We start from the raw sequence: 19,529 nt of genomic DNA, 5'->3' as shown, positions 1-19,529 counted from the left end.
AGCATCATGGAAATTGTCAGATGAATGCGCAGCCGGTTGTCACTGGAGCGTCGGACCGGCATGATAGGCGTCGTTGCGACCGAGCAGGGCCGACGCGACTGCGGCGTGCCAGTCGATGCAGGCGAGCCGCGCGACGAGCGCGGCGGCCGTGCGGAACATGCCGATGTCGGCACCCGTGGCGTCGACGGCCATTACGTTGCTGCGGACGTCGCCGCCGGTGATGACGAACGTGCCCGTTGCGCGTTCGAGGTACCAGTCCCAGCCGACCGTCACGTAAGGGACGCCGGCACGGGCCGTGCGCTGCCATTCGGTATAGCCGGCGAGGCGTGCGTCGATCGCGTTGTCGCGCAGTTCCGCGAGCAGCGATGTATCGAGGCCGCTTGTGACATGATCGAGTACAAGCGCGGCCAGTGCGCCTTCTGACAGGCGCACGTAGCCGTCCGGGGACGGGCCGGGGACCGGGTGCAGCAAAGGTGAAGTCATGCGCGGAATGTATCAGCCTCGAACTGGAGCTGGCACCTGACAAGTATGACAGCGTGACGTTGTCGGAGAACGAATGGAACTGCGCTGGCAGGATGCCTATCAACAATTCAGCGCCGCGGAAGACGAGCAGCAGCTCTTCCAGCGGATCGCCGCCTATTCCAGACGGCTGGGATTCGAATATTGCTGTTACGGCATTCGCGTGCCGCTGCCGGTGTCGAAACCGTCGGTCGCGATCTTCGATACCTATCCGGATGGCTGGATGGCGCACTACCAGGCGCGGAACTACATCGAGATCGATTCGACGGTGCGCGACGGCGCGCACAGCACCAACATGATCGTCTGGCCGGATGTCGACCGGATCGATCCGAACCCGCTGTGGCAGGACGCGCGCGAATTCGGGCTGTCGGTGGGTGTCGCGCAGTCGAGCTGGGCGGCCCGCGGTGCGTTCGGGCTGCTGAGCATCGCGCGCCACGCCGACCGGCTCACGCCGGCCGAGATCAATATGCTGACGCTGCAGACGAACTGGCTCGCGAACCTGTCGCATTCGCTGATGAGCCGCTTCATGGTGCCGAAGCTGTCACCCGCGGCGGGCGTCACGCTGACCGCGCGCGAGCGCGAGGTGCTGTGCTGGACCGCCGAAGGCAAGACCGCATGCGAAATCGGCCAGATCCTCAGCATCTCGGAGCGGACGGTCAACTTCCACGTCAACAACATCCTCGAGAAGCTCGGCGCGACGAACAAGGTCCAGGCGGTCGTCAAGGCGATCTCGGCCGGGCTCATCGAGGCCTGACGCGAGCGAGGGCGGCGACGCCGAATCCGGCGGCCGCCATGCCGCTCACTCCATCAACGGCTCCGCTTCCTTCGCGGTCCAGCTCACGCTGGAAATGCTCTTCTCCATGCTCATCCGGCTCGCGATCTGCTCGAGCTTCTGCTGATCCTTCGGATGCAGCTTCAGCGTCGCGGTCACCTTCAGCCGGTCCGGCCGGTCCGGCTGGTCGGGCACGTCCTCGCTCGTCAGGCTCTGGAACGACAGCGGCTTCGCGTACATCGAGTTCGACAGCAGCGTGCGGATGTGCACTTCGTCGGCGGCGAGGCAGATCACGGTGATCTGGTATTCGCGCACGAGATCGGCGTTCGACACGGGCGTCGCGTTGATCGCCTGGCTGACGCCGCGCAGCACGGTGTTGGTGAGCAGCACGACGCCCGTGCCGGCGAGCGCGGGCACGTAATGGCCGGAGCCGGACAGCACGCCGACGGCGGCCGAACACCACAGCGTCGCGGCCGTGTTGATGCCCTGGATCGAGCCCTTGTCGCGCATGATCACGCCGCCGCCGAGAAAGCCGACGCCCGACACGACGTACGCGGCGATCTGCGTGACGCCCGCGACGCCGTTGCCGGTCAACACGCCGAGCGTGACGAACAGGCACGCGCCGCTCGCGACGAGCGTGATCGTGCGCAGGCCGGCCGTGCGCTGACGCATCTGGCGCTCGAGGCCGATGGCGACGCCGCAGGCGAACGCGGTGAAAAGACGGAGTGCGAAATCGAAAGTCATGGTTGTCCTGCCGTGCAAGGCGCGCATAGCGGCTCGCATCGCCGTGGCGCAATGCCGAAGGCGACGCGACGATAGCCGTCATCGCGCGGTACTGTACCGCGCGTATGCGTCATTCAGTGTGAAACGGGTAGGCGTGCGGGCTCGCGGAACGCGAGCCGGGGCAGGAGAGAACTGCGTCGGACAGGCGTTCAGGCGGCAAGCGGCGCACGCAACGGAGTGCTGCAACTGTCCACGATGGTTCCTGAAGAAAGAATGGGCGGCATTCTAGTGGGCGGCGTGCGCATGCGTCAACCGCCCGGCGGCGGTTGCGCTACTGCGCGGAGCCGATCGTCCCGGTCGCGAGCGCGAGTGCGGCAGCCGCCGACAGCGCGCCGGCGTAGCTGTCGACCTCCGCATTCCGCGCCGCGAGCAACTGGCTTTGCGCGATCGTCGCATCGGTGACCGAGCCGACGCCGTTCCGGTACGCGGTCAGCGCCGCATCGTAGCTCGTCTGCGCGGCATCGACGAGCGCGGTCGCGGCGTCGTGCGACGCGAGGCTCGTCTGCACCGCGTTCTGCGCGGCGACGACCTGGCGGACGGCTTCCTCCTTGGTCCGTGTGAGGCGCGCGGATGCGCTTTGCGCGTCGTTGCGCGCCTGCATCAGCACAGCCGAACGCAGGCCGCCGTCGTACAGCGGGATCGTCACGCCGAGGAACACGCCGCCGCCGTAGCGGCTGCCGTTCAGGTTGACGGTCGGCGCCTGGTCGCCGATCGCGGGCAGTGCGGTGATGGCCGTGCCGCCGCTCGCATACGACGTCGAAGCGGACAGGAATATCTTCGGCATGAACGCGGCTTCGGCGGCCTTGATCTTCGCGCGATTGGCTTTTTCGAGCGCGAACGCGCCCTGCAGGTCGGGGCGGCGCGCGATCGCGTCCGACACGATCGCGTCGACCGACGAACCGAGCGCGGGCGGCAGCGGCCGTTTCGGCAGCGCGGCGATCGTCGGTTTCGACAGCGGCGAGATGCCGAGCGCGGACACGAGGGCGAGGTAGCTGTCGCTCTCCGTGCCGCTCGCCTGTACGAGCGCGAGGTTCGCCTGCGCACGGTTCTGCGTCGCCTGCGCGAGCTCGACGACCGTGCCGACGCCATGCTTGAGCCGCGCGCGGGACGCCGCGAGGATCGCGTCCGCGTTCGCGAGGCCCTGCTGCGCGCTGAGTGCGCGCGAGCGCGCGGCTTCGTAGCGGTAGTACGCGACGGTCACGTCGTGGATCACTTGCTGGTGCATGGCCGTGAATGCGACGTTCGATGCGATCGACGCCTGTTCGGCCGCTTCGACGCGCGCCGCGCGGCCGCCGAAATCGAACAGCAGCCATTGCAGCGACAGCGCCGAGATCGTGCCGTGCACGGTCGTGTCGCTCGACGAGTCGCCGAATATCGTCGACGTCGAGCCGTGGCTCGCCTGGTACGCGCCCATGGCCGTCGCGGACAGCTTCGGCAGGTAGGTGGCTTTCGCGATGCCGACCGCGAGCGCCGCATTGCGCGCGTCGTTCCATGCGATGCGCGTCAGCGGGTTCGCCGATTCGGCGAGATCGATCAGCTCGGGCAGCGTGTACGCATGCGCGGAATCGAGCGCGGCAGGCGGCGCTACCGACGCGAGCGCGGGCGTGGCTGGCAGCGTGTAGTCGTGCGCGCCTTGCGCGGTCGCGCGCGGCGGTGCGGGCACGATGTCGCCCGCGGCCGAGGTCTGCGGCTGCCACGGGCGGTCGGACGCCTCCGGCGCCAGATCGATCGACGACGTCGCGCAGCCGGCCAGCGCGACGGCGGTCGCGAGGGCGGCGGCGGCGATCGAGGCGGCCGGCGGTTCAGGTAGGCGCATGGGGGGCAGGCTCCTTCGGTGTGGCTTGACGGGCGGCGTCGGCGATGTGCGCGAGCCGCGTGTCGATCAGGTTCAGCAGCGCGTCGCGTGCGGGGTCGGTGGGGGCGACATTCGGCGGTGGGGCCGGCGGCGCGGGGGAATCCGCGCGAGGCGCGGCTTCGTCGTCGTGCAGGTCGACCACGCGTGCGAGCCGCGCACCGATCGCCGCGTCGCCCGGTGCGCGCTCGGCGAGCAGGAACAGCGGGCCTTCGAGCGCGCCGAGTTCCGCGAGTGCGCGCCGCCGTGCGGCGAGCCACGTGGCGGCCGGCCGCACCCACGACGGTTCGTAATGGATCAGGCCGAGCTCCTGCGAGATCGCGCCGTGGCGTGCGAACGCTTCGGCGGCCAGCGCGCGCCGCTCGGCCGGCTGCGCGATCTGCGCGACGCGCCGCCACTGGTCGAGCAGCGCCGCGAGCGCCGCGTCGATCTGCTTGCCGATGCTGACGGGCCAGATGCGCGTAAACACGAGATACACGACCACGTTGCCGAGCAGGATGCCGATCGTGCGATCGCGCGCGAGCGTCAGGTCGAAGCCGGGGCCCGCGCCCTGGATCACGCACAGGAAGAACGCGAATGCGACCTGGAAGCCCGCGTAGGCGATGCGTGGCGACCCGAACGCGACCCACGCGGCGAGCCATGCGCCGGCGAACACGAGCGCCATCAGCTCGCCGATCGACGACAGCGACGGCACGACGAACACGAGCGCGGCGGTGCCGAGCAGCGCGCCGACGATGCAGCCGGCGATGCGCAGCGTGAGCTTCTCGACCGTTTCGGCCGTCGAGCCGAGCGACACCATGTAGCAGGTGATGAAGCAGGTATGGATGCCCGACCAGTCGAGCTGCGAGTACAGCAGGTAGCAGAACATCGCCGCTGCCGTCGTCTTCAGCGCATAGCGGATGTGGTCGGGATTGGTGCGCGCGTCGGGCAGGAAGAAGCCGCCGCCGGGGGCGGGCGGTGCGGCGGGTTCGGCAGGCGTGTCGGCGGCGTGCGCGTGGGCTGTGTCGGCCGAAGCATCGGCCTCGGCCGGTTCCGCGAAGTGCGTGATCGCCGTGTGCAGATCCGTCGCGACGACGCGCGCGAGCGGTGGCAGCGCTTCGGCTGCCGGTAGCGCGAGCGTCACGTCGACCGGATAACCGCCGCGTTCGAGGATGGCGGCCATCTCGTCGAGCGTCGTCGCGATCGGCTCGACAAACGCGTCGGGCAGCCGCGCGTCGGGTTCGCGGTCGGCGAGCGCGACCGCGACGAGCAGCGCGGTGCTCGATGCGATGGCCTGCCGCAGCGCGACGACGTTGGCGGCCGCCGACGAGCCTTCGAGCTTCGACAGCTTGAGCCACGTGAGCAACTGCTTGTCGCCTTCGTGCAGGCTCGCGTCGAACGCGGCGCGAGAGTCGCCGCTGTCATCGCCGCGCAGCCGCCGCGCGGCGAGCCGCAGCCGTTTCGCGAGCTGCGCGTGCACGAGCTTGCGCGGCGACGGCGCGATCAGCAGGTTGACGACGATCGCGACACCGACCGGGATCGCGACCATCAGCCATGCATAGAGCAGCGCGCGTGTCGCGGCTTCGCCGAACGGCGCCAGTCCGAGCTGGTCGAGCCCGAAGCCGACGATCATCGCGAGGATCGCGCCGACCGGGCGCAGCTTGCTGGCGGATGTCAGGTAGAGCAGGCCGATCGACATCACGGTCATGCAGGCGACCCGCAGGATCGAATAGTCGATGCTGAAGATCGCGACGCCCATCACGAGCGCGATCACGACCGTGACGAGCAGCAGCATCGCGACCGCGAGCACGACGCTCGTCACGCGGTCGGCACGGTTCAGGAAGAACACGACATACGCGGAGATCGCGGCTTCCGGCGTGCCGTAGCCGCTCGTCACGAGCACGACCAGCGCGCAGATCAGCGCGACGCGCACGGCCATCGCCGTGCGCCCCGGAAACGGTGCCAGCAGCCGCAGGACTTCGCGCGGGCCCGGCGAGCGGACGTCAGCGGCAGGCAGTGCCATGCCGGACCTCGACGATCGCGCTGGCGCCGACGCGCACGAGCTTGCCGTCGGGTTCGTCGAGCTTCACGCGCACGGGGAAGCGCTGCGCGACGTGTACCCAGTTCACCGAGTTCTGCACGATCGGCAGCGAGCGCGGCAGGTTGATGCGAGCACTGTCCGCGATGCCCGCGCCGATGCCGACGACCTTGCCCGTCATCGGGCGGCTGCGGTCGATCATCGAATAGACGGTCGCGCAGTCGCCGACCTCGATGCGATTCAGCGACGTTTCGCGGAAATTGCCGACGGCGAACCATTCGCTCGCGTCGATCAGCGTGAAGATCGACTGGTTCGGCGCGAGGGTCTCGCCGGCGAGCACGGTCAGGCCCGTCACGAGCCCGTTGTGCGGCGCGCGCACGACCGTATCGTCGAGCGCGTGCTGCGCGCGGGCCAGCGCGGCCTCGCGCGCATGCAGCGTCGCGATCGCGTCGGCTTCGTCGCCGATCGTCTGTGTGGACGCGCGCTGCTGTTCCTGCGCCTGCGCGAGCGACACGGCCGCATCGCGCTGGCGGACCTTCGCCTGGTCGAACTGCTGTGCGCTGACGTAGCCCTGCGCGGCGAGCGGCGCGAGTCGGTTCACGTCGCGCGTCGCGAGGTCGGCGTTCTGCGCCGCGCGCTTGACCTGCTCGGCGGCGACCGCCGCGTTCGAGCGTTCGCCGATCAGCGAACGGCGGCGCGTGTCGAGCGATGCGCGCGCGAGCTCGAGGTCGGCTTGCGCCTGCGCAACCGTCAGCCGGTACGGTACGGGATCGATTTCATACAGCAGGTCGCCTTTCGCGACGCGCTGGTTTTCATGCACCGCGAGCCGCACGATGCGCCCGCCGACAGGCGACGCGACATGCACGATGTCCGCGTCGATCGACGCATCGTCGGTGGACGGGTAGGCCGTCGTGCGGTGGTACGCGTACGCGAGCGCCGCGATGCCGAGCGCGACGATCGCGAGCGCGATCACGCGGCCTTTCATGGAGGGGCGGGCGGTTCCGGCGGCCTTCATGCGAACGGCCCGGTGCCGGTGAGCCAGACGAGCACGGCGATCACGAGCCCGATCGCGGTGCAGACGGCAAGCTGGTAAGGGACCGTGGCGGCCCAGCCGGTCGCGACGAACACGCGGTGCGCAACGATCGCGCCGACGATGCCGACGATCGCGCTGACGAGCCAGAGCGGGAAATACGCGCCGAACAGCACGTACGACGGTGCGCCGCGCGATGCGCAGCCCGCGAGCGGCAGGGCTGGCGTCAGGACGGCGGCGACGCGCAGGGGCGCGCGCGGCGTTGTTTTTCTCATGGTGTGGCGAGCTCGACGATGGGGGGGATGCCGGGCGCGGCGCAATGCGGTTCGCCGCCGCGACGACGATTCCGCGATACGGGGCCGATAATAAAGCAGCGCGATGCGGACCGCCAGCCGTCCGTCTCGAGGGGGGCGGCACGGGCCACGGCCGGTCGCGGTCGCGCTGGCGGTGGTGCCGGCCCGTCCGGCATCGCGTTTCGGCGGCGGGGCGGTCGGATCGCCATGATTCTGCCAGCGCAAGCTCGTGTAGGGTTGCTAACGGACTGTAAAGGATCGTCAGACGAAAGAGGGCTGAAGAAATTTACCGCGCTGACGCGGCGGAATCGGTGTGGAAACGGCCGATCGCCGCGCGAAGCCACGCGAGGCTCCACCGGCGGCCGCGACCGGTCGTCGTAGCCGGGATCTGTGTACCATCGTACGTATGGCGCGAAGCGCGGCATGGGGCGTCACGGCCCCGTGTTGCGGATTTCGCGGAAGCCGTATTGCAACGAAGGTGAGCGCTCCATGCGAAGTTTCTTTGTCCGGTTCATTGCAATCGGCGTGTTGTTCCATCTGTACGTCGGGATGCGGATCATTCCCGACGCGTTCGCGTCGCCGGTCGCGCGCACGATCTCGGCGCTCGTGCTGGCGAGCTTCGTCGTGCTGATTCCGGTCGGCATGTTCTCACGCCGCTTCGACGAAGGCTGGGCCGCGACGCTGGTCGGCTGGGCCGGCTCGCTCGTGATGGGCTTCTTTTCGTCGCTGCTCGTGCTGACTGTCCTGCGCGAGTTCGTGCTGCTCGGCGTGTTCGCGTGGCGGCATCTCGGGCACGACGGCGCGTGGAGCGGCGCTGCAGCCGACACGGCGCTCGGCGTACTGGCGGCCGCGGTGCTCGTCACCGCGATCGGGTTCGTCGGCGCGCGCCGCACGGCGGCGGTCAAGCGCGTGTCGATTCCGGTCGCGGGGCTGCCGGCTGCGCTCGACGGGCTGACGATCGTGCAACTGTCCGACATCCACGTCGGGCCGACGATCAAGCGGCCCTATATCGAACGGATCGTGCGCGCGGTCAATGCACTCGATGCGGACCTCGTCGTCGTGACGGGCGACGTGGTCGACGGTTCGGTCAAGCGTCTGCGCGAGCATACGGCGCCGCTCGGCCGCATGCAGTCGCGGCACGGCAGCTTTCTCGTGACGGGCAACCACGAGTATTACGCGGGTGCGCATGAGTGGATCGACGAATTCCGGCGCATCGGGCTGACGGTGCTGCTGAACGAGCACGTGCTGATCGAGCACGACGGCGCGCGTGCGGTGCTCGCCGGCGTGACCGACTTCACGGCGGGCGGGTTCGATCCCGCGCATCGCAGCGACCCCGAGCAGGCGCTGGCGGGCGCGCCGCGCGACGTCGGCACGAAGATCCTGCTCGCGCACCAGCCGCGCAGCGCGGAGGCGGCGAACCGCGCGGGTTTTACCGTGCAGTTGTCGGGGCACACGCACGGCGGCCAGTTCCTGCCGTGGCCGCCGTTCGTGCGGATGCAGCAGCCGGTGATCGGCGGGCTGAGCCGCTTCGGCGATCTGTGGCTCTATACGAGCCGCGGCACCGGATACTGGGGGCCGCCGAACCGCTTCGGCGTGCCGTCCGAGATTACGCTGATCCGGCTGACGCGCGGCGGCTAGCGAGCCCCGTCATTCGATGCGGGCGATATCGTCGAAGTCGAAGCGCGGGCTGCGCGGGAACAGGCCGGCCGGATCGCCGTAGCCGAGATTCACGAGGAAGTTGCTCTTGATCGCGGTGCCCGCGAAGAATTCGGCATCGACCTTCGCGCTGTCGAAGCCCGACATCGGGCCCGCATCGAGGCCGAGCGCGCGTGCGGCGAGGATCAGGTACGCGCCTTGCAGCGACGAGTTGCGGAACGCGGTGGCCTCGATCAGCGCATCGTTGCCGGCGAACCAGCTGCGTGCGTCGGCGTGCGGGAACAGGCGCGGCAGGTGATCGTAGAACGCGAAATCCATGCCGACGATCACGGTAACGGGCGCGGCCATCGTCTTCGCGAGATTGCCTTTGGACAACGCGGGCTTCAGGCGCGCCTTCCCTTCGGGCGACTTGACGAACACGAAGCGCGCGGGGCTCGAGTTCGCCGACGTCGGGCCGAATTTCGTCAGGTCGATCAGCCGGTGCAGCAGCGCGTCGTCGACGGGTTTGTCCTGCCACGCGTTGTGCGTGCGCGCGGTGCGGAACAGTTGATCGAGGGCGGAATCGGAGAGCGTCGTCATGATGGGATCCGGGAAGAAGGCGGCCGGGGCGCGCCGGCAGGCATGGCGGAAGAAAGCCGCGCCCCGCGGCAGGGCGCCGCGACACGCCGCGATGATAGCGTGATGCGAGAACGCGCATCGCGGTGCGCGGCGGTTTCCTTTCATCGGCCCTTTCATCGGCGAATGACAGCGCATGGCGGCGCGCGGCGCCGTTGGCTAGTATGCAGACATGCATGGTTCGCCCCGTTCATCGCTCGCTCCTTCCCGACATGTCGACGCCCGATCTTTTCTCTGACACGCCCGTGCCCGACGTGGACTGGTACCCGGACTGGCTCGCGCAGCCCGACGCCGACCGCGCGCTGGCCGCGCTGATCGGCGAGGTCGCGTGGCGGCAGGACACGATCCGCACGCCGCGCGGCCGCATTCCGTTGCCGAGGCTCACGGCGTGGCAGGGCGAGCCCGATGCCGTTTACGTGTATTCGGGGATCCGCAACGTGCCGGCGCCGTGGACGCCGGCCGTGCTCGACCTGAAGCACGCGGTCGAGGCGACATGCGGCGCGCGATTCAACAGCGTGCTGCTCAATCGCTACCGCAATGGGCAGGACAGCCTCGGCTGGCACGCGGACAACGAGCCCGAGCTCGGCGATGCGCCGGTGATCGCGTCGGTGAGCCTCGGTGCGATGCGCGTGTTCGATCTTCGCCATCGCGCGACCGGCGTCACGCATGCGTATCGCCTCGTGCATGGCAGCCTGCTGGTGATGCGCGGGCATACGCAGGCCGAATGGCAGCATCGCGTGCCGAAGGCGCCGAGCGTGCAGGGCGAGCGCGTCAACCTGACATTCCGGCGCGTGATGCCGGCCGGTACGGGCCGGTAGCGGCCGGTCGTCAAGACGACGATGCCCGGGTGGCCGGGAGATTCCCGCCCCGTTTTTGTGACCCACGAACGACCGATGCACGCAATCGGCCGCGCGTGCGGCACGTTGCCGCATGAGCGTTGTACCGTGCTGCCTGAAGCGGCTTTGAGGCCCGTCCCATATGGGTTTCAGGAATATTCGATCGACCGCCAGGTTCCGATAGATGAGTGAAACCTCTGATGGTGCGTCGCAACAATCATTGACTAGACTGTCGAATGGCTGAAACGCGTCGTTCGTATACTGGCGCGACCCTTTCGACATGCCCCGTGCGTTGCCGATGCAATGCGCAAGGGGGCAGGAGCTTAACGCGTGACCGTACTCGACCCTTCCTTCGAACCCTCGCTGCACGTCTTTGAACAAGACGGCGGATGGCAATGGGCGCTGACGGTGAAGCGGGCGACCGGCGTCGGTGTGAAAGTCGTCGCATTCAGCCGGGAAGGCTTTCGCGGCGAAGCCGAGGCGTACGCCGCCGGCCAGCTTGCCCGCGCCGAGTATGACGCCGCCGTGACGGCCTGACGCCGTCGCGGCGATCCCGCCCGAGGATCGCCTTCACCGCCTGCCGCCCGCTGGCCGCTGTTTTTTCCCGATCGATTCCTGTCTTCCGTCAACCGCGATGCGTACATCGCACGGTACCGCACGCGAGCGCCGATGCACCGCCGCCCGCGATCGTCGTGCGCGCGTGGATCGGAGCGAACGGCGCCGTCACGCGCGTCGAATTCGCGTCGCTGGGCGATTCCGATGCGGACGCGACGCTGCGGCAACTGCTGACGGCCGGCGGCCCGCTGGCCGAGCCGCCGCCGCCCGACATGCTGCAGCCGTTGCGCGTGCGCCTGCGGCTCGCGCCGAATCCCGACGCGGCGGCCGCCGCACCGGCGTCGGCGGCGCGCACGCCGTGACGCATGGGCCGGCCGATGCAGGCGGATATCGTAATAAGATATGAGGTTATTGCGTTGGCGGGGCTACGATGCCCTTCTTCCTCAAAAGGACCTACCCATGCAACTGACCCAGTTAGGCGGCCATGTCGCCCAATCCGGCTTCGCCGAAAAGCAGAAACATGCGCAAGCGCTGATGTACGGCATGGCCGACATCAACGAGTACGTGTCCGGCGGCGTCTGTTACGACGCCGCGGCCTATGTCCGGTACCTGCTGCGCGGCGACGCGATGATCGCGCCCGGTACGCTGCTCGACACGATCGGCCAGCACTGGAGGACGCGATTCAACTTCGAGACCGGCGATCAGTGGGACGGGCGCGCCAGCATTCCGGCGGGAACCGCGGTCGGTTTCTCCCGCGGCGGCAATGTCTTTCATGCCGCGATCGCGGTCGGCGGCAGCCGGATCCGGGCGGTGAACGGCGGCCGTCTGGGCAGCGGATGGATGTATGCGGTCGACCTTGCCCGGGTGCTCGAGCAGGATGCGGCCGGCGGCTTTACGTACGACCGCGCGAACATCCGGGTCCACCTGTCGCGCCTGTAGGCGACGCGGCGCCGGATGCCGCGCCGCTCGCCGTCTTTCAGCCGCCCGAAGCAGGCAACGGCCGGGCGGCCGGGTTCCCGCCGTTCGGCGATTTCCGCATGGCGTCGCGCTGTCCATCGCTGCTATCCTCTCGACCGTGAATGACTCTGCATGGGGTCGCGGATGCGCATGCCGCGTCGCGGCGAAGCGCGCGGGTGCGAGCCTGCGCGCGCGCTGGAGTAGCATGACTGAATATCCACGACGATCCATGACCTGTTTCGTGACTGATTTCCTTCCGTCCATGTCCACATGGTCAAGACAACGATGAGCGACGCCCCCGATCCTGCCGCTGCCGGCGACGACGAATCGTCCGGCGGCGCTTCGTCCTATCTGGTGCCGGGGCTCGAGCGCGGGCTGCGGATCCTCGCCGAATTCTCGGCGCGCGAGCCCGTGCTCGGCGCGCCCGAGTTGTCGAAGCGCATCGGCATTCCGCGCACGACCACGTTCCGCCTGCTGCAGACGCTCGAGGCGCTCGGTTTTCTCGAACGCGTGAACGGCGACCGCCATTTCCGGCTCGGCGTCGGCGTGCTGCGGCTCGGCTTCGAATACCTGAACTCGCTCGAACTGACCGATCTCGGCGCGCCCGTGCTCGAACGGCTGCGCGATTCCACCGGCTTCTCGACGCACCTGCTGATCCGCGACCAGCGCGACGTCGTGTTTGTCGCGAAGGCGCAGAGCAATGCGTCGATGTTCGGTTCGGTGAAGGTGCATGTCGGCACACGCCTGCCCGCGCATGCGACTGTGCACGGCCACGTGCTGATGGGCGACCTGACGCGCGACGCGCTGCGCCAGCTCTATCCGGAAAAGCGGCTCGAACAGTTCACCGAGCGCACGCCGGGCACCGTCGACGAACTGTACGAGCGAGTGCGGCAGTACGCGCGGCTCGGCTATGCGGTCAGCGAGGCGGCGTTCGAAAGCGGCATCTCGGCCGTGACCGCGCCCGTGCGCGATCATTCGGGCTCGATCGTTGCGGCGATCACCGCAACGGTGCCGCGCTCGGAGATCGGCGAGGCCGGCGAGAAGGAGCGGCTCGTCGAAGCCGTGTGCGGTGCGGCGGTCGACCTGTCGCAGCGCCTGAACTATCGTCCGCTCGAAAGCGACCCGACGTTTGCGCACGCGCGCCACAAGGTCGCGATGTTCTGACGTACAAGCGGCGCGACGCATCCGGCATCGCAAAGGAAAAGAGCGGCCCGCGGGCCGCTCTTGTCGTTTCGGACGCCGAACGCGCGAAACCGCTCAGAACGAGTGGTGGATCCCGGTGAGCACGATCACCTGGTTCGCGGTGCTCGATACGCCGGCCGTGAAGAACGCGGCTTTCGCGCCGCCCGAACCGTGTTCGTACAACACGTTCGCATAGAGCTGCGTGCGCTTCGACAGCGCATAGATGTCGCCGAGTTCGACCTGCGTCCAGCGGCGGCCGGCCAGCGTCGTGGTCGCCGCGCCGCCCGCGATCGTGTTGAACGCGCTGCTGCGGTAGTTCACGCCCGCGTCATAGCTCTGGAACGTATCCGAAAAGCCGTTCGACTGCATCTTCGTGCGCGTGTAGAGGCCGTGCACGAGGAAGTCGCCGAACTGGTACGACGCGCCCGCGCCGATGTTCTCGACCTTGTTCGCTATGTAGCCGTTCGCGGTGTTCTGCCCCTGGAACGAAGCGATACCCGTCTGGCCGATCAGGATCGAGCGGTCGTGTTCGTTCGAATAGACGGCCGACGCCTTGAACGGCCCGTTCGCATAGTTCAGCGCGACGCCGACCGACTTGCCGGTCGAGAAGTTCGTCGTATTGCCGAGCGCGATCGCCGCCGCGGCCGAGAAGCCTGCGAAGCTCGGCGAGCGGTACTTCACCGCGTTGTTGTACGGCACGTTGCCGGTCGCGGCGAGCCCGTCGATGTTGCCGGGGTGGAACGCGTACCAGCTCAGCGCCAGGTAGGCCGTGCTGAGCGGATCGAGATAGTCGAACGACAGCGGCGTCTGGCGGCCGAGCGTCAGCGTGCCGTAGCGCTCCGAACTGAGGCCGACGAACGCCGCGCGGTTCCAGATCGTGTTCGCGGTCGCGAACTGGCCGTTGTTCGTATAGAAGCCGTTTTCGAGCTGGAAGATCGCCGACAGGCCGTCGCCGAGGTCTTCCTTGCCCTTCAGGCCCCACCGATCGGGCTGCGTGTTGCCCTGGATCATCGCCCACTTCGCATGACCGCCGACGTTGTTCACGTATGCGACGCCCGCATCCAGGCTGCCGTACAGCACCACGCTGCTCTGCGCCCACGCGCCCGACGCGGCGCCCATCCCGATGACTGCTGCTGCTACCGCATGCTTGACCATTTGATCTCCTGACTCTCCAACCTGATGAAAACGTGCCGTGGCGGCATGCGCGGGGACGGCCGGCCGTCACGCGTGTTCCACCGCCGGATGGGCATTTCTTGTGTTCCATATAAGGAACGACGTGCCTCTGATGGAATGTAGTATAGGGGCGTCAAGCGCGTGATCAAAAATAAATTTTTCGGGACGGATGGGTTCCCGGACGGTGCGCGGCATCGCTGCGCGAAGCCCGTAAAAAGGGCATAACTTCCCGCCACAAAACAAAAAACCACATTTGATGGGGCAGGCGGGGGCAATGGTCGACCCGATGGTCGGTGTTTTCCCTAGGGCGTGCAGCTTTTTGTTTTACTCGTGGAAAGTCACTCCTATAATCACCATCCATAAACTGTTGTTCCTGGTATGGAACAATCGAGAAGCAAACCGAGAGTCGATCAGAAGGAAGGGTGTGAGATGTCTGAACAATGGATTTGCGCCGGGCACGCCGGCGCGCTGTCGGAAGACACGCCGATCGAGTTCAAGCGGACCGACGGCGTCGAAATCGGGATCTATCGCGTCGGCGACGACGTGTATGCGCTCGAGAACGTGTGCCCGCATGCGTACGCGCTGCTGACGCAGGGGTTCGTCGACGAAGGCACGGTCGAATGCCCGCTGCACGAGGCCGTGTTCGACATCAGGACGGGCGAATGCCTGAAGGGTCCGGGCGGACGCGCGCTGAAGCAGTACGCGGTGCGCCTCGCCGGCGAGGAAATCCAGATCAAGGTGGAATGACATGAAAGAAGCGACCGTCAACTTCAATCCCTTCCTGAAGCCGTGGGTGGCGCCGCAGCCGAACAACGTCGCCGGCAAGGGGCAGATCGAGATTCCCGGCCAGGTCGAGAACCGGATCTGGCAGAACCGCAAGGCCGAGCCGACCCAGTACGAGAACGACCTCGGCGATGCGCTCGAACGCGTGTTCGAAGCCGGCGCGACCGAGCTGGACGACGTCGTCGCGGGCCTGAACCGCATCGGCTTCCGCGCGCCGGACGGCACGCCGTGGACACCGGAGCGCTTCCGCGCCGAAATGGCCGCGCTGGCGGAATGACCGCACCGAGCGCGCGATCCGCCGACCCGACGACAACCGCATCCGGAGCACACTGATGACGTCCCCCGTACAACACGCTTCCCAACACGACCCGGTCCGTGACTATCTCGACCGCGGCATCAAGAACTACTGGTATCCCGTCGCGCCGAGCTGGCAGGTGTCGAACGCACCCGTCGGCCTCACGCGCCTGTCCGAGCAGATCGTGCTGTGGCGCGATCACGACGGCAAGGTCCATGCACTCGAGGATCGCTGCCCGCACCGCGGCGCGCGGCTGTCGCTCGGCTGGAACCTCGGCGGCAGCATCGCGTGCTGGTATCACGGCATCGAAGTCGACGGCGGCGGCACGGTCAACCGTGTGCCGGCCGTGTCGAACTGCCCGCTCGAAGGCACGAAGTGCGTGAAGTCCTATCCGGTCGAAGAGAAGGCCGGCGCGATCTTCCTGTGGTTCGGCGACGAAGCGCACGGCGAGCCGGCGCCGCTGAACCTGCCCGAGGAACTGGTCGCCGACGAATACGGCCACTTCCTGTGCGTGTCGAACTGGAAGTGCAATTACCAGTACGCGATCGACAACGTGATGGACCCGATGCACGGCGCATACCTGCACGCGACGTCGCACTCGATGGCCGAAGGCGACAAGCAGGCCGACATGCGCGTGCGCAAGACGGAAACGGGCCTGATGTTCGAGAAGATCGGCCAGCGCGACGTGAACTTCGACTGGGTCGAACTCGGCGAAACCGGCTGCCTGTGGATGCGCCTCGCGATCCCGTACAAGCAGAAGTTCGGCCCGGGCGGCAACTTCGGGATCATCGGCTTCGCGACGCCGGTCGACGGCGACAACTGCCAGGTCTACTTCTGGCGCACGCGCAAGGTCAGCGGCTGGCAGCGCGACGTGTGGCGCTTCATGTACCGCAACCGCCTCGAAGGGCTGCACTGGGACGTGCTCGAGCAGGACCGCTACGTCCTCGAAAGCCTCGCGCCGCAGGCGCGCGATCACGAATACCTGTACCAGCACGACATCGGCATCACGCGCGTGCGCCGGATGCTGCGCCAGCGTGCGCAGGAACACCTGTCCGCGCTCGACGCGCATCGCGCGGCGCAAGCCGCTTCGGAGCCCGCGAATGGCTGAGCTCGCACCGGTCGTGTCGCTCGCGGGGCGCCGCGTGCTCGTCACCGGCGGCGCGCGCGGTCTTGGCGCGGCGTTCGTGAAGGCGCTCGTCGCCGCGGGCGCGCAGGTCGCGTTCGGCGATGTGCTCGCCGAAGAGGGCCGCGCGCTGGCCGCGCAGCTCGCGCAAGCCGGTCACGCCGCGCATTTCTTCGCGCTCGACCTGGCCGATCCGGCGAGCGTCGACGCATTCGTCGCGCAGAGTGCGGCGGCGCTCGGCGGCATCGACGCGCTGATCAACAACGCGGCGATCACGAACTCGGGCGGCAGGCTGTCGACGGAACTCGATGTGCCGACCTGGGATGCCGTGATGAACGTCAACGTGCGTGGCGTGTGGCTCGTCAGCAATGCGGCGCTGCCGCACCTCGCGCGCTCGGGCCGCGGCGCGATCGTGAACCTCGCATCGGACACCGCGCTGTGGGGCGCGCCGAAGCTGCTTGCGTACGTCGCGAGCAAGGGCGCGGTGATCGCGATGACGCATGCGCAGGCGCGCGAGTTCGGCGCGCACGGCGTGACGGTCAACGCGATCGCGCCGGGGCTGACCGAAGTCGAGGCGACGGCCTACGTGCCGGCCGAGCGCCACGCGTTCTACATGCAGGGCCGCGCGCTGACGCGCGCGCAGGTGCCCGACGACGTGACGGGCCCCGTGCTGTTCCTGCTGTCGGACGGCGCGCGCTTCGTGACGGGCCAACTGCTGCCGGTGAACGGCGGCTTCGTGATGAATTGATGTTTTCACCCTTGATGAAGGAGTTGACGATGGCGGACGCCGATCTCGAACGCAAGTCGTGGGACCAGCCGGAAGGCGCAAGCTTCAACGACTGGATGGAAGGGCGCGTCGCGCGCTACGCGACGCGTCGCTACGACTGGGACGCACTGAAGTTCCAGGCCGACTACGACCCGAAGTACCGCCGTGCGCAGATGCGCTATGTCGGCACCGGCGGCACGGGCGTCGCGAAGGACGTCAACACGGTGCCGGCCGGCAACTTCACGTTCTCGACGATGGTGATCCCGGCCGGCAACATCGGCCCGAGCCACATCCATATCGACGTGGAAGAAATCTTCTTCGTGCTGCGCGGCAAGATGAAGGTGATCTGCGAACGCGACGGCGAGACGTGGGAAGCGATCCTCGGCGAGCGCGACCTGATCTCGGTGCCGCCCGGCGTGTATCGCACGGAAATCAACATCGGCGAGGAAGACGCGCTGATGTGCGTGATGCTCGGTTCGCCGAAGCCGATCACGCCGACGTATCCGCCCGATTCGCCGCTCGCGAAGATCAAGCGTTGAGACGGAGCCGGTGAAGCAATGAGTGTCATCGACAAACGTGAACGCGACCGCACCGCGGCATTCGCCGCACTGCTCGGGCAGTTTCCCGAGCAGCGTTGCGCGGCCGGCGCGGCGGGCACGATCGGATATCGCGAGGCCGGCGCGCAGCATGCGGGCCGCGCGCTGCCCGTCGTGCTGCTGCACGGGATCGGCTCGGGCGCCGCATCCTGGGTGCGCCAGCTCGACACGCTCGGCGCATCGCGGCATGTGCTCGCGTGGGATGCGCCCGGTTATGGCGCGTCGACGCCCGTGCACGACGCGTCGCCGGCCGCCGCCGATTACGCGGCATCGCTGAGCGCGTGGCTCGAGGCACTCGGCATCGAACGCTGCGTGCTGGTCGGGCATTCGCTCGGCGCGATCGTCGCGGGCGGTCTCGCCCGCGCGATGCCCGGTCGGATCGCCGGCCTGCTGCTGGTGTCGCCTGCCGGCGGCTACGGCAGCGCGCCAGCCGAAACGCGCGAATCGCGCCGCGACGCGCGGCTCGCGATGCTCGCGGAACTCGGTCCGGCCGGGCTCGCCGAGCAGCGCAGCGGCAACATGCTGTCCGGTTTCGCGAGCGAGGATGCGCGTGCGTGGGTGCGCTGGAACATGGCGCGCATCGCGCCGGCAGGTTACGCGCAGGCCACGCATCTGCTCGCGAATGCCGATCTCGCGGCCGATCTCGCCGGTTTTCGCGGCCGCACGGCCGTGGCCGTCGGCGCGAACGACGCGATCACGCCGCCCGCCGCATGCGAGCGGATCGCCGCGGCCGCGCACGTCGGGCTGCAGGTGATTCCGCAAGCCGGTCATGCCGGGTACGTGGAAGCGCCGGCCGTTTATTCCGCACTGATCGACACGTTCTGCCGTCAGTGCGATACGCAGTGGGGGCTGGCATGAGCGAACCGCTGCAACAAGAACCCGAAAACAGGAAGGCCGAAGCCGGCTACGTGGTGCCGGGCCTCGAGCGCGGGCTGCGGATTCTCGCCGAATTCTCGCCGCGCGAGCCCGTGCTCGGCGCGCCCGAGTTGTCGAAGCGGCTCGGCATTCCACGCACGACGGTGTTCCGTCTGCTGCAGACGCTCGAATCGCTCGGCTTTCTCGAGCGTGCGGACAAGGATCGCAACTACAAGCTCGGCATCGCCGTGCTGCGGCTCGGCTTCGAATACCTGAGCTCGCTGGAGCTGACCGACCTCGGCCTGCCGGTGATCGAGAGCCTGCGCGACGCGACCGGCTTCACGACGCACATCGTGATCCGTGACTGCCGCGACGTCGTGTTCGTCGCGAAGGCGCAGAGCCAGTCGCCGGTGTTCAGCTCGATCCGCGTGAACGTCGGCACGCGCTTGCCCGCGTATGCGACGACGCACGGCCACGTGCTGATGGGCGACCTGTCGCTGAAGGAGCTGCGCTCGCTGTATCCGGAAGGCACGTTGAACCGGATGACGAGCGCGACGCCGGAGACGGTCGATGCGTTGTACGAAGTGATCCGCGAGGATGCGCTGCGCGGCTATGGCGTCAGCAATTCGTCGTTCGAACGCGGCATCTCGGTGGTCACGGCGCCGGTGCGAAACGAGACGCAGAAGATCGTCGCGTGCATCACGGTGACGGTGCCGCGGCCGGAGATCGACGCGGCGCTGATCGCGGACGGGTTGATCGAAAAGGTGCAGCGCGCGGCGGCGGAACTGTCGCGGCGGCTCAATTACCGCTCGGATGACGAGCACACGTTTATGAAGGCGTTAGGATTGAAATGAGACCCCCACGCTTGCTT

At 68.0% G+C, this 19,529-nt stretch carries 21 protein-coding genes and 1 pseudogene; 14 read left to right on the top strand and 8 right to left on the bottom strand.

The window, feature by feature from the left end; all coding sequences use genetic code 11:
* Positions 1–39 precede the first annotated feature (39 nt).
* Positions 40–483: a DUF4902 domain-containing protein gene (locus ACPUER_RS21440; protein WP_175959396.1), complete on the bottom strand. Its 444-nt coding sequence runs from the start codon at positions 481–483 to the stop codon at positions 40–42.
* A gap of 73 nt (positions 484–556) precedes the next feature.
* Between ACPUER_RS21440 and ACPUER_RS21435 the strand changes: the two genes are divergently transcribed.
* Positions 557–1,273: an autoinducer binding domain-containing protein gene (locus ACPUER_RS21435; RefSeq protein ID WP_425132050.1), complete on the top strand. Its 717-nt coding sequence runs from the start codon at positions 557–559 to the stop codon at positions 1,271–1,273.
* 45 nt (positions 1,274–1,318) lie between these two features.
* Here ACPUER_RS21435 and ACPUER_RS21430 read toward each other — a convergent pair whose 3' ends face one another.
* From ACPUER_RS21430 to ACPUER_RS21410, 5 genes are all read right to left on the bottom strand, one after another.
* Entirely contained in the window at positions 1,319–2,035 is a 717-nt protein-coding gene (locus tag ACPUER_RS21430) for an MgtC/SapB family protein (protein ID WP_425132049.1), read from the bottom strand.
* A 310-nt stretch (positions 2,036–2,345) separates the two neighbouring features.
* Complete coding sequence (locus ACPUER_RS21425; RefSeq protein WP_425132048.1) at positions 2,346–3,890, bottom strand: TolC family protein; 1,545 nt, start codon at positions 3,888–3,890, stop codon at positions 2,346–2,348.
* Positions 3,877–5,928: an FUSC family protein gene (locus tag ACPUER_RS21420; protein WP_425132047.1), complete on the bottom strand. Its 2,052-nt coding sequence runs from the start codon at positions 5,926–5,928 to the stop codon at positions 3,877–3,879. The genes ACPUER_RS21425 and ACPUER_RS21420 overlap by 14 nt, the downstream gene beginning before the upstream one ends.
* Complete coding sequence (mdtN, locus tag ACPUER_RS21415; RefSeq protein ID WP_175959392.1) at positions 5,909–6,958, bottom strand: multidrug transporter subunit MdtN; 1,050 nt, start codon at positions 6,956–6,958, stop codon at positions 5,909–5,911. Before mdtN ends, ACPUER_RS21420 begins: the two co-directional genes overlap by 20 nt.
* Positions 6,955–7,248 carry a hypothetical protein gene (locus ACPUER_RS21410; protein ID WP_072442498.1) on the bottom strand — a complete coding sequence of 98 codons (294 nt, stop codon included), beginning with the start codon at positions 7,246–7,248 and terminating at the stop codon, positions 6,955–6,957. Before ACPUER_RS21410 ends, mdtN begins: the two co-directional genes overlap by 4 nt.
* Before the next feature lie 507 nt (positions 7,249–7,755).
* On the opposite strand from ACPUER_RS21410, the gene ACPUER_RS21405 reads away from it, so the two are divergent.
* Complete coding sequence (locus tag ACPUER_RS21405; RefSeq protein WP_425132046.1) at positions 7,756–8,904, top strand: metallophosphoesterase; 1,149 nt, start codon at positions 7,756–7,758, stop codon at positions 8,902–8,904.
* 9 nt (positions 8,905–8,913) lie between these two features.
* Here the strand turns inward: ACPUER_RS21405 and ACPUER_RS21400 are convergent, their stop codons facing one another.
* Entirely contained in the window at positions 8,914–9,501 is a 588-nt protein-coding gene (locus ACPUER_RS21400) for a malonic semialdehyde reductase (RefSeq protein ID WP_425132045.1), read from the bottom strand.
* 248 nt (positions 9,502–9,749) lie between these two features.
* Here ACPUER_RS21400 and ACPUER_RS21395 point away from each other — a divergent pair, with 248 nt between their 5' ends.
* The 5 genes and pseudogenes from ACPUER_RS21395 (at position 9,750) to ACPUER_RS21375 (ending at position 13,049) form a co-directional block, all read left to right on the top strand.
* Positions 9,750–10,355, top strand: coding sequence for an alpha-ketoglutarate-dependent dioxygenase AlkB family protein (locus tag ACPUER_RS21395; RefSeq protein WP_425132057.1), 606 nt, complete (start codon positions 9,750–9,752; stop codon positions 10,353–10,355).
* A gap of 348 nt (positions 10,356–10,703) precedes the next feature.
* Positions 10,704–10,910 (top strand): hypothetical protein, encoded by a 207-nt coding sequence (locus ACPUER_RS21390; RefSeq protein ID WP_034180396.1) that lies wholly within the window; start codon positions 10,704–10,706, stop codon positions 10,908–10,910.
* A 113-nt stretch (positions 10,911–11,023) separates the two neighbouring features.
* Positions 11,024–11,290, top strand: a pseudogene (locus ACPUER_RS21385) (YbaB/EbfC family DNA-binding protein); the annotation flags it as partial.
* 97 nt (positions 11,291–11,387) lie between these two features.
* Positions 11,388–11,867, top strand: a complete 480-nt coding sequence (tecA, locus tag ACPUER_RS21380; protein ID WP_175918184.1) for a type 6 secretion system effector deamidase TecA — start codon at positions 11,388–11,390, stop codon at positions 11,865–11,867.
* A 288-nt stretch (positions 11,868–12,155) separates the two neighbouring features.
* Entirely contained in the window at positions 12,156–13,049 is an 894-nt protein-coding gene (locus ACPUER_RS21375; protein WP_034180374.1) for an IclR family transcriptional regulator, read from the top strand.
* 93 nt (positions 13,050–13,142) lie between these two features.
* Here the strand turns inward: ACPUER_RS21375 and ACPUER_RS21370 are convergent, their stop codons facing one another.
* Complete coding sequence (locus ACPUER_RS21370) at positions 13,143–14,222, bottom strand: porin (protein WP_425132044.1); 1,080 nt, start codon at positions 14,220–14,222, stop codon at positions 13,143–13,145.
* A gap of 447 nt (positions 14,223–14,669) precedes the next feature.
* Between ACPUER_RS21370 and ACPUER_RS21365 the strand changes: the two genes are divergently transcribed.
* Genes ACPUER_RS21365 through ACPUER_RS21335 form a run of 7 tightly spaced genes read left to right on the top strand, consistent with a single transcriptional unit; the run spans position 14,670 to position 19,512 of the window.
* Complete coding sequence (locus tag ACPUER_RS21365) at positions 14,670–14,987, top strand: non-heme iron oxygenase ferredoxin subunit (protein WP_027789384.1); 318 nt, start codon at positions 14,670–14,672, stop codon at positions 14,985–14,987.
* Between the two features lies 1 nt (position 14,988).
* Complete coding sequence (locus ACPUER_RS21360; RefSeq protein WP_034180372.1) at positions 14,989–15,300, top strand: recombinase-like helix-turn-helix domain-containing protein; 312 nt, start codon at positions 14,989–14,991, stop codon at positions 15,298–15,300.
* Between the two features lie 55 nt (positions 15,301–15,355).
* Positions 15,356–16,426, top strand: coding sequence for an aromatic ring-hydroxylating dioxygenase subunit alpha (locus tag ACPUER_RS21355; protein ID WP_310140964.1), 1,071 nt, complete (start codon positions 15,356–15,358; stop codon positions 16,424–16,426).
* Positions 16,419–17,189 (top strand): SDR family oxidoreductase, encoded by a 771-nt coding sequence (locus tag ACPUER_RS21350; RefSeq protein ID WP_425132043.1) that lies wholly within the window; start codon positions 16,419–16,421, stop codon positions 17,187–17,189. The genes ACPUER_RS21355 and ACPUER_RS21350 overlap by 8 nt, the downstream gene beginning before the upstream one ends.
* A 29-nt stretch (positions 17,190–17,218) precedes the next feature.
* Positions 17,219–17,746: a cupin domain-containing protein gene (locus ACPUER_RS21345; protein ID WP_034180369.1), complete on the top strand. Its 528-nt coding sequence runs from the start codon at positions 17,219–17,221 to the stop codon at positions 17,744–17,746.
* An 18-nt stretch (positions 17,747–17,764) separates the two neighbouring features.
* Positions 17,765–18,661 carry an alpha/beta fold hydrolase gene (locus ACPUER_RS21340; RefSeq protein ID WP_425132042.1) on the top strand — a complete coding sequence of 299 codons (897 nt, stop codon included), beginning with the start codon at positions 17,765–17,767 and terminating at the stop codon, positions 18,659–18,661.
* Positions 18,658–19,512, top strand: coding sequence for an IclR family transcriptional regulator (locus tag ACPUER_RS21335; RefSeq protein WP_425132041.1), 855 nt, complete (start codon positions 18,658–18,660; stop codon positions 19,510–19,512). Before ACPUER_RS21340 ends, ACPUER_RS21335 begins: the two co-directional genes overlap by 4 nt.
* Positions 19,513–19,529: the final 17 nt, after the last annotated feature.

It is taken from the genome of Burkholderia sp. DN3021, from assembly GCF_049805555.1.
Classification (GTDB): Bacteria; Pseudomonadota; Gammaproteobacteria; order Burkholderiales; family Burkholderiaceae; genus Burkholderia; species Burkholderia pyrrocinia_C.
Note: the sequence above shows the minus strand (reverse complement) of the source record. Positions and strands in the feature narration are given on the sequence as shown.

Coding starts and splice junctions, on each gene's coding strand:
- mdtN (WP_175959392.1), bottom strand. CDS start 6,958: ATGAAGGCCGCCGGAACCGCCCGCCCCTCCATGAAAGGCCGCGTGATC.
- tecA (WP_175918184.1), top strand. CDS start 11,388: ATGCAACTGACCCAGTTAGGCGGCCATGTCGCCCAATCCGGCTTCGCC.
- ACPUER_RS21340 (WP_425132042.1), top strand. CDS start 17,765: ATGAGTGTCATCGACAAACGTGAACGCGACCGCACCGCGGCATTCGCC.
- ACPUER_RS21350 (WP_425132043.1), top strand. CDS start 16,419: ATGGCTGAGCTCGCACCGGTCGTGTCGCTCGCGGGGCGCCGCGTGCTC.
- ACPUER_RS21410 (WP_072442498.1), bottom strand. CDS start 7,248: ATGAGAAAAACAACGCCGCGCGCGCCCCTGCGCGTCGCCGCCGTCCTG.
- ACPUER_RS21335 (WP_425132041.1), top strand. CDS start 18,658: ATGAGCGAACCGCTGCAACAAGAACCCGAAAACAGGAAGGCCGAAGCC.
- ACPUER_RS21425 (WP_425132048.1), bottom strand. CDS start 3,890: ATGCGCCTACCTGAACCGCCGGCCGCCTCGATCGCCGCCGCCGCCCTC.
- ACPUER_RS21370 (WP_425132044.1), bottom strand. CDS start 14,222: ATGGTCAAGCATGCGGTAGCAGCAGCAGTCATCGGGATGGGCGCCGCG.
- ACPUER_RS21430 (WP_425132049.1), bottom strand. CDS start 2,035: ATGACTTTCGATTTCGCACTCCGTCTTTTCACCGCGTTCGCCTGCGGC.
- ACPUER_RS21435 (WP_425132050.1), top strand. CDS start 557: ATGGAACTGCGCTGGCAGGATGCCTATCAACAATTCAGCGCCGCGGAA.
- ACPUER_RS21375 (WP_034180374.1), top strand. CDS start 12,156: ATGGTCAAGACAACGATGAGCGACGCCCCCGATCCTGCCGCTGCCGGC.
- ACPUER_RS21360 (WP_034180372.1), top strand. CDS start 14,989: ATGAAAGAAGCGACCGTCAACTTCAATCCCTTCCTGAAGCCGTGGGTG.
- ACPUER_RS21405 (WP_425132046.1), top strand. CDS start 7,756: ATGCGAAGTTTCTTTGTCCGGTTCATTGCAATCGGCGTGTTGTTCCAT.
- ACPUER_RS21365 (WP_027789384.1), top strand. CDS start 14,670: ATGTCTGAACAATGGATTTGCGCCGGGCACGCCGGCGCGCTGTCGGAA.
- ACPUER_RS21345 (WP_034180369.1), top strand. CDS start 17,219: ATGGCGGACGCCGATCTCGAACGCAAGTCGTGGGACCAGCCGGAAGGC.
- ACPUER_RS21420 (WP_425132047.1), bottom strand. CDS start 5,928: ATGGCACTGCCTGCCGCTGACGTCCGCTCGCCGGGCCCGCGCGAAGTC.
- ACPUER_RS21355 (WP_310140964.1), top strand. CDS start 15,356: ATGACGTCCCCCGTACAACACGCTTCCCAACACGACCCGGTCCGTGAC.
- ACPUER_RS21400 (WP_425132045.1), bottom strand. CDS start 9,501: ATGACGACGCTCTCCGATTCCGCCCTCGATCAACTGTTCCGCACCGCG.
- ACPUER_RS21395 (WP_425132057.1), top strand. CDS start 9,750: ATGTCGACGCCCGATCTTTTCTCTGACACGCCCGTGCCCGACGTGGAC.
- ACPUER_RS21440 (WP_175959396.1), bottom strand. CDS start 483: ATGACTTCACCTTTGCTGCACCCGGTCCCCGGCCCGTCCCCGGACGGC.